General features: G+C 62.4%; 7 protein-coding genes. 5 read left to right on the top strand and 2 right to left on the bottom strand.

All coding sequences use genetic code 11. The annotated features are described in order from the left end of the window. The coding region (locus tag B3605_RS25015; protein ID WP_296436815.1) for an adenylate/guanylate cyclase domain-containing protein at positions 1 to 948 on the bottom strand (948 nt) is incomplete at its 3' end. A 127-nt stretch (positions 949 to 1,075) separates the two neighbouring features. Continuing rightward, positions 1,076 to 1,504: an Lrp/AsnC family transcriptional regulator gene (locus tag B3605_RS25010; protein ID WP_112943806.1), complete on the bottom strand. Its 429-nt coding sequence runs from the start codon at positions 1,502 to 1,504 to the stop codon at positions 1,076 to 1,078. A 147-nt stretch (positions 1,505 to 1,651) separates the two neighbouring features. On the opposite strand from B3605_RS25010, the gene rocF reads away from it, so the two are divergent. From rocF to B3605_RS24985, 5 genes are all read left to right on the top strand, one after another. Further along, on the top strand, positions 1,652 to 2,587 hold the full coding sequence (rocF, locus tag B3605_RS25005) for an arginase (RefSeq protein WP_296436814.1): 936 nt from the start codon (positions 1,652 to 1,654) through the stop codon (positions 2,585 to 2,587). Positions 2,588 to 2,602: 15 nt separating this feature from the next. After that, entirely contained in the window at positions 2,603 to 3,802 is a 1,200-nt protein-coding gene (gene rocD, locus B3605_RS25000) for an ornithine--oxo-acid transaminase (RefSeq protein ID WP_112974495.1), read from the top strand. Positions 3,803 to 3,867: 65 nt separating this feature from the next. Beyond that, positions 3,868 to 4,659 carry a glycerophosphodiester phosphodiesterase gene (locus B3605_RS24995; RefSeq protein ID WP_112943810.1) on the top strand — a complete coding sequence of 264 codons (792 nt, stop codon included), beginning with the start codon at positions 3,868 to 3,870 and terminating at the stop codon, positions 4,657 to 4,659. A 149-nt stretch (positions 4,660 to 4,808) separates the two neighbouring features. Continuing rightward, positions 4,809 to 5,288 (top strand): chemotaxis protein CheW, encoded by a 480-nt coding sequence (locus B3605_RS24990; RefSeq protein WP_047508497.1) that lies wholly within the window; start codon positions 4,809 to 4,811, stop codon positions 5,286 to 5,288. A 268-nt stretch (positions 5,289 to 5,556) separates the two neighbouring features. Next, the coding region (locus B3605_RS24985) for a Clp protease N-terminal domain-containing protein (RefSeq protein ID WP_296436813.1) at positions 5,557 to 7,391 on the top strand (1,835 nt) is incomplete at its 3' end.

Below are 7,391 nucleotides of genomic sequence, written 5' to 3'. Positions count from 1 at the left end.
GCGTTGCGCCGGGGCGGTCAGTCGGCCGACGAGGGCTTCGACGATCTTAGCGTTGACTTCGTCCTGCAGCTCGAAAACATCTTCCACCGTCCTGTCGAACCGCTCGGCCCACAGGTGCTTGCCGCAAAGCGCGTCGAACAATTGCGCATTGATGCGGACACGCCCCATCGCGCGTCTGGCGCTCCCCTCGAGGACGTAGCGGACGCCGAGTTCCTGGGCAACCAGCCGTACGTCGACAGCTTTGCCCTTGTAAACGTAGACGGAATTGCGCGCGATGACGAACAGGCCAGCCGTACGGGACAGGTCGGTGATCAGGTCTTCGGTCAAGCCGTCGACAAAATGGGTGTCCGCTTCATCCCCGCTCATGTTGGTGAACGGCAATACGGCGATCGAGGGGCTTTCGGGGAGCTGCAATATGCTTTGCAGCGCATCCGGCCAATGCCACACGTGGACCGGGCGGGTCAGGTTCTTCAGGTAGCGCTCGCCTGCATCGAAGAACCGCTCGTTGATCTTGCCGACGATTTCGCCGTGGACGCCGGCTGAAATGCAGATACCGCCCGATGCGGCTTGCGTCTGAAGGCGCGCGGCGACGTTTACGCCGTCGCCGAGGATGTCCGAGCCGTCGCCGATGACATCTCCCACGTTGATGCCGACGCGCAAAAGCAGGCGTCGGTCTCCCGGGGTCTCGGTGGCAGTGGTGGCCCGTTGTATTTCCAGCGCTGCCTTGACCGCATCCAATGCGCTAGCGAATTCGATTAGGAAGCCATCGCCTACGATCTTGAAGATTCGACCGTTGTGGAACGTCACGGCGGGCTCGATAACGCCGGAACGGAGTACCCGGAGGTTCTCCACCGTCGCGACTTCATCAGCCTCCATCAGGCGAGAATATCCCACCACATCGGCAACGACGATGGCGGCAAGGCGCCGCTGAAGAGATGGATCTGTCATCTGAGGACAAGCCTAACGACTGAACTCGCAGGGTATTGTTCGCCCTTGGGTGAGTCAACAAGTCGTAAGAGGTGTTCACTGTCGGCCTTCAGCGCACGAAATAGGTGCCGCCTTCCCCGCCATCCCGTTAAAAGCTGGTCTTCCGCGTCTTCAGCAATATGTTCGTCTCAGTCGTGTTGATGCCGTCGATCAATCTTATGCGGCGCAGGGTTTCGTCGAAGGAGACGAGGTCGCGGTCTTCGAGTTCGGCGATGAAGTCCCATTTGCCGTTGGTGCTGTGGAGTGCGCGCACCTGCGGCAGGCCGCGCAGCTGGTCGGCGACCTTGTCGGCGAGCTTGCCGAGCACTTCGATCATGACGATGGCGCGCACGCCGGCGGCGCGGGTTTCGTGGCCGGTGCGGATGGTGAAGGAAGTGATGGTGCCGTTGGCGACCAGTCTGTCGATGCGCGCGGCGACAGTGGCGCGTGAGGCGCCGGTCATGGCGGCAAGCGAGGAGACGGGGGTGCGGGCATTGTGGCGCAGGGCGCTCAGAAGTTCCTGATCGAGGTCGTCCATGGTCTTACTTTGCAGGAGAGGGAGTTTCACTTTGTATGGTTGGACTTGGCAAACTGTCAAACCATGCTGTGAAACTGGCACTTTTTCATCTTTTTGTCGCCGTGGCGATGTCAGATATTCAACGGAAGCAGTGAGCAGGAGAACAAGATGCAGGCACAGTCGCGATCGGTCACCCTTATCGGTGCGCCTTTGGAAGAGGGCTCCGGCCGCAGGGGGGCCGCGATGGGCCCGACGGCGCTTCGTATCGCCGGTGTCGACCGCGCGCTTGTCGATCTCGGCCATGATGTCGCTGACGCAGGAGACGTGCAGATCGTGCCTGCCCGCGACCTGCCGAACAATCCGAAGGCGCATAATCTGCGCACCGTCGGTGCCTTCACGCGGGCGCTTGAAGCCGGCGTCTTCGAGATCGCCGACGCCGGTCGTTTCCCGATCATTCTCGGCGGCGACCACAGCCTGTCGATGGGCACGGTATCGGGCATGGCGCGCTATGCGGCCAAGCAGAAGCGTCCGCTCTTCGTGCTGTGGCTCGATGCGCATTCGGATTTCAACACGCCGGAGACGTCTCCGTCGGGCAATATTCACGGCATGCCCGTCGCCTATTACTGCGGCCAGGCCGATCTCTCCGACATCCTGCCGCGCGACCGGCCGCTGGTCGATCCGAAGAATGTCTTCCAGGTGGGCATCCGTTCGGTCGATGCGCCGGAGCGCGAACTGATCAAGGGGCACGGCGTCAACGTCTTCGACATGCGCTCGATCGACGAGCAGGGGGTTGCCGCGATCATGCGCGACATTCTCTCCAAGGTCGAAGCGGCGAACGCGCTCTTCCATGTCAGCCTCGATGTCGATTTCCTCGATCCCGACGTCGCGCCCGGCGTCGGCACGACGGTGCCCGGGGGAGCGACCTTCCGCGAGGCGCATCTGATCATGGAGATGCTCTGCGACAGCGGGCTCGTCTCCTCGCTCGATCTGGTCGAACTCAACCCGTTTCTCGACGATCGGGGCAAGAGCGCGCGCGTTCTCGTTGAGCTGACGGCCAGCCTGTTCGGCCGCCGCATCTTCGACCGCCCGACCCGCGCCGCATAACAAAAGGGGACGACCATGAGCAATTCAGCCAGATTGATCGATACCGAGCAGCGCCTGGGCGCCCATAACTACAAGCCGCTCGACGTGGTGCTGACACGCGGCGAGGGGGTGTATGTCTGGGATACGGATGGCAAGCGCTATCTCGATTGCCTCTCTGCCTATTCGGCCGTCAACCAGGGGCATTGCCACCCGAAGATCCTCGCCGCCATGGTCGAGCAGGCGGGCAAGCTGACGCTGACCTCGCGCGCCTTCCGCAACGACCAGCTGGCGCATCTCTACGAGGAACTCGCGGCGCTGACGGGATCGCACAAGATCCTGCCGATGAACTCCGGCGCCGAGGCTGTCGAGACCGCGATCAAGGCGGTGCGCAAATGGGGATACGAGGTGAAGGGCGTGCCGGAGGGCAAGGCCGAGATCATCGTCTGCTCCGACAATTTCCATGGCCGGACGCTGAGCATCATCAGCTTCTCCACCGATCCGGATGCGCGCTCAGGCTTCGGCCCCTATACGCCGGGCTTCCGCACCGTTCCCTTCGGTGACGCGGAAGCATTCGCCGCGGCGATCAACGAGAACACGGTGGCAGCGCTGATCGAGCCGATCCAGGGCGAGGCGGGCGTCATCATCCCGCAGCCGGGTTATTTCAAGACGGTGCGCCAGCTCTGCACCGACAACAAGGTCACGCTCATCCTCGACGAGATCCAGACCGGGCTCGGGCGCACCGGCAAGCTGCTGGCTGAGGAGCATGAGGGCATCGAGGCCGATGTGACGCTGATCGGCAAGGCGCTGTCGGGCGGCTTCTATCCTGTTTCCGCCGTGCTTTCGAACTCCGAGGTGCTGGGTGTTCTGAAGCCCGGCCAGCACGGCTCGACCTTCGGCGGTAATCCGCTTGCCTGCGCCGTGGCGCGCGCGGCGCTGAAGGTGCTGACGGAAGAGGACATGATCGGCAATGCCGAGCGGATGGGGAACTACTTCCTCGAGGGGCTGCGGTCGATCCGCTCGAACATCGTCAAAGAGGTGCGCGGGCGCGGGCTGATGATGGCGGTCGAGCTGGTGCCGGAAGCCGGCGGCGCGCGGCAGTATTGCTACGCGCTCAAGGACCTCGGGCTTCTCGCCAAGGACACCCACGAAAACACCATCCGCCTGGCGCCACCGCTCGTGATCACCAAGGACCAGGTCGAGTGGGCGGTGGAGCAGATCGAGAAGACCATCGTCTGAGGCTTGCGGTATCTTCGCGGCGCGGGCAACGTACGGACAGTATGTTGTTCGTTGACGGAGCCCAAATGCCTGACCTCTGGCTAAAAGCCATTGGCACGCCGCCCAAAAGACCACTTGTCATCGCCCATCGCGGCGGCGCCGCGCTGGCGCCTGAAAACACTCTGGCGGCTCTCACCGCCGCTGAGGCCGCGGGTGCGGATGCAATCGAAACGGATATACGCCAGACGCGCGACGGCGTTCTCGTCTGCGTCCACGATGCGGATCTGAGCCGGCTTTGTGGCGATCCGCGCCATGTGGCCGATCTCGATCTGCCGATCCTGCGCCACCTTTTGCCCGCGGTGATGACGCTTTCCGAGGCGCTTGCTTCTTCCGGCGGGCTCGGCGTGTTGTTGGACTTCAAGCTTGGCGACGAGGCCGCCTTGTTCCGCGTCATAGAGGATATCGTGCATGCGGGTGCGGAGCGGCGCGCGTTGCTGGGATTGAGAAGTCTTCCGCTGATCAGTCTCGCCCGATCGCGGAAGCGTGAGATCGGCATTCTGGCGTTCCTCGATCGACCTGATCTTGCCGAACAGGCTGGTGCCGCCGGTGCGACCTGGTATCGGCTTTGGCAGGCTTGGGCGCTGGAAGAGAACGTTGCTGCTGTGCGCAAGGCCAATCTTCGGGTTGCTGTAATGGTCGGTCAGCCGCGATCTGTCGCTCTTCCAGAGTATCCGCCTTTCCCCGTTGGCGAGGTGGATCAGGCCGGGCTTTTGAGGATTGTTGCGATCAAGCCCGATGCGATCCTGCTGGACGACCCTCGCCTGCTTAGAGCAGACCTACCGAGTGCGCCGGGCGAAAAATCCTGCCGGTCGGTTTAGATTTGGGAAACACTCTTTCTTTACAGTCCTCAGTAACCGTAACGGTACTCTTCATATTCAGAGAACTGGCGGCTTGAAGGCAAAGTGCATCGACGCCAATGGTGGCGTGGTTGCTTCTGCCCTGGCTTTCGACAGTTGGGACAATTTTAATGACGACGATCAATTCTCCGAGCTTCAGTGGCGACACGCTTGAGATCATTGCCTTCCGCCTGCACGACCAGGAATTCTGCGTGAAGACGACGACCATCCGCGAAATCCGCGGCTGGGCGCCTTCGACGCCGATCCCGCATTCGCCGGCCGACGTCATCGGCGTCATGAACCTGCGCGGCTCGGTCATTCCGATCATCGACCTCGCCTTCAAGCTCGGCATGAAGAGCACTGTCGCCAATGAGCGCAGCGCCATCGTCGTCGCCGAAGTGCACAACATGGTCATCGGCATGCTGGTTGATCGCGTCTCCGACATCCTGACGATTTCGGCCGATCAGGTGCAGCCGGTTCCCGAGGTTACCGCATCCTTCGACCGCGCCTTCTGCGAAGGCATCATCGCGTCCGAAAACGGCATGATCTGCTTCCTGAACCTCGCCAAGATGTTCAAGGAAAACGAGACGGACGATCTGGTCGCCGCCTAAGCGCCATTCGATACAATCCGATCCCGCCCCGCCCGAGCAGCCCTCCGGCGGGGCGATCTCGTTTTCGGCCCTTCGGAGGTTGCTTCAGGCGTGGTTTTTTGGGCGCGCCACCTCTTTAAACTTTCGCGGCTTCCCACCATATCCTGAGCAAGTTCTTCGCCTCGGTTTCGGTCGTCGGCGAAGAAACATGGCTCGCCTCTTGAGGGAGCTCAATCTCAGTCATCGGCCTGTGCCTTATGAGGGCAGGGCGATTTAAGGAGGTCTATTTATGAATATTGAAAAATACTCCGAGCGGGTGCGCGGTTTCATCCAGTCGGCGCAGACCTATGCGCTGGCTCAGGGTCACCAGCAGTTCTCGCCCGAGCATGTGCTGAAAGTGCTGCTCGACGACGACCAGGGCATGGCGGCGTCTCTGATCGAGCGTGCCGGCGGCGACGCCAAGGCGGCCCGCCTTGCAAACGATGCCGCCCTTGACAAGCTGCCGAAGGTTTCCGGCGGCAACGGCCAGATCTATCTTGCCGCACCGCTTGCCAAGGTTCTCTCGACCGCCGAAGAGGCATCGAAGAAGGCCGGCGACAGCTTCGTCACGGTCGAGCGTCTTCTGCAGGCGCTGGCGATGGAATCGTCCACCGCGATCACGCTGAAGAATGCCGGCGTGACGGCGGTGACGCTCAACCAGGTCATCAACGAAATCCGCAAGGGTCGCACGGCCGACAGCGCCAATGCCGAACAGGGCTTCGACGCGCTGAAGAAATTCGCCCGCGACCTCACGGCGGAAGCCCGCGATGGCCGGCTCGATCCCGTGATCGGCCGCGACGACGAAATCCGTCGCACCATCCAGGTGCTCTCGCGCCGCACCAAGAACAACCCCGTTCTCATCGGTGAACCCGGCGTCGGCAAGACGGCGATCGCCGAAGGCCTGGCGCTGCGCATCGTCAATGGCGACGTGCCTGAGTCTCTGAAGGACAAGAAGCTGATGGCGCTCGACATGGGCGCTCTGATTGCCGGCGCGAAATATCGCGGCGAGTTCGAAGAGCGGCTGAAGAGCGTGCTCAACGAGGTGCAGGCCGAGAACGGCGAGATCATCCTGTTCATCGACGAGATGCACACGCTCGTCGGTGCCGGCAAGGGTGATGGCGCGATGGATGCCTCGAACCTGTTGAAGCCGGCGCTTGCGCGCGGCGAGCTGCATTGCGTCGGCGCGACCACGCTCGACGAATACCGCAAGCATGTCGAGAAGGACCCGGCGCTCGCCCGTCGTTTCCAGCCGATCGTCGTCGAAGAGCCGACAGTCGAGGACACGATCTCGATCCTGCGCGGCCTGAAAGAGAAGTACGAGCAGCACCACAAGGTCCGCATCTCGGATTCGGCTCTGGTTTCGGCCGCCACGCTGTCGAACCGCTACATCACCGACCGCTTTTTGCCCGACAAGGCGATCGACCTGATGGATGAGGCGGCTGCGCGCCTGCGCATGCAGGTCGATTCCAAGCCGGAAGAGCTCGACGAACTCGATCGCCGCATCATGCAGCTGAAGATCGAGCGCGAAGCGCTGAAGAAGGAAACGGATGTCGCCTCGGCCGACCGGCTGGTGCGGCTTGAGACCGAGCTCACCGATCTGGAAGAGAGTGCCGATGCGCTGACGGCCCGCTGGCAGGCGGAAAAGCAGAAGCTCGGCCTTGCCGCGGACCTGAAGAAGGAACTCGACGATGCCCGCAACGATCTGGCGATCGCCCAGCGCAAGGGCGAATTCCAGCGCGCCGGCGAATTGACCTACGGCGTCATTCCGGAGCTTGAAAAGAAGCTTTCGGAAGCCGAAGCGCAGGACAATGATCGCAGCGCCATGGTGCAGGAAGTCGTGACCCCCGACAACATCGCGCATGTCGTCTCTCGCTGGACCGGCATTCCGGTCGAAAAGATGCTGGAAGGCGATCGCGAGAAGCTGCTGCGGATGGAAGACGAGCTGGCGAAGTCGGTGATCGGCCAGGGCGATGCGGTTCAGGCCGTATCGCGGGCGGTGCGCCGTGCGCGCGCCGGCCTGCAGGATCCGAACCGGCCGCTCGGCTCGTTCATCTTCCTCGGCCCGACCGGCGTCGGCAAGACGGA

The organism is Rhizobium sp. UBA1881 (assembly GCF_002338015.1).
GTDB lineage: Bacteria > Pseudomonadota > Alphaproteobacteria > Rhizobiales > Rhizobiaceae > Rhizobium.
Note: the sequence above shows the minus strand (reverse complement) of the source record. Positions and strands in the feature narration are given on the sequence as shown.

What these genes read in the sequence shown, in the direction of transcription:
- B3605_RS25010 (WP_112943806.1), bottom strand. Translation starts at nt 1,504, where the DNA reads ATGGACGACCTCGATCAGGAACTTCTGAGCGCCCTGCGCCACAATGCC.
- rocF (WP_296436814.1), top strand. Translation starts at nt 1,652, where the DNA reads ATGCAGGCACAGTCGCGATCGGTCACCCTTATCGGTGCGCCTTTGGAA.
- rocD (WP_112974495.1), top strand. Translation starts at nt 2,603, where the DNA reads ATGAGCAATTCAGCCAGATTGATCGATACCGAGCAGCGCCTGGGCGCC.
- B3605_RS24995 (WP_112943810.1), top strand. Translation starts at nt 3,868, where the DNA reads ATGCCTGACCTCTGGCTAAAAGCCATTGGCACGCCGCCCAAAAGACCA.
- B3605_RS24990 (WP_047508497.1), top strand. Translation starts at nt 4,809, where the DNA reads ATGACGACGATCAATTCTCCGAGCTTCAGTGGCGACACGCTTGAGATC.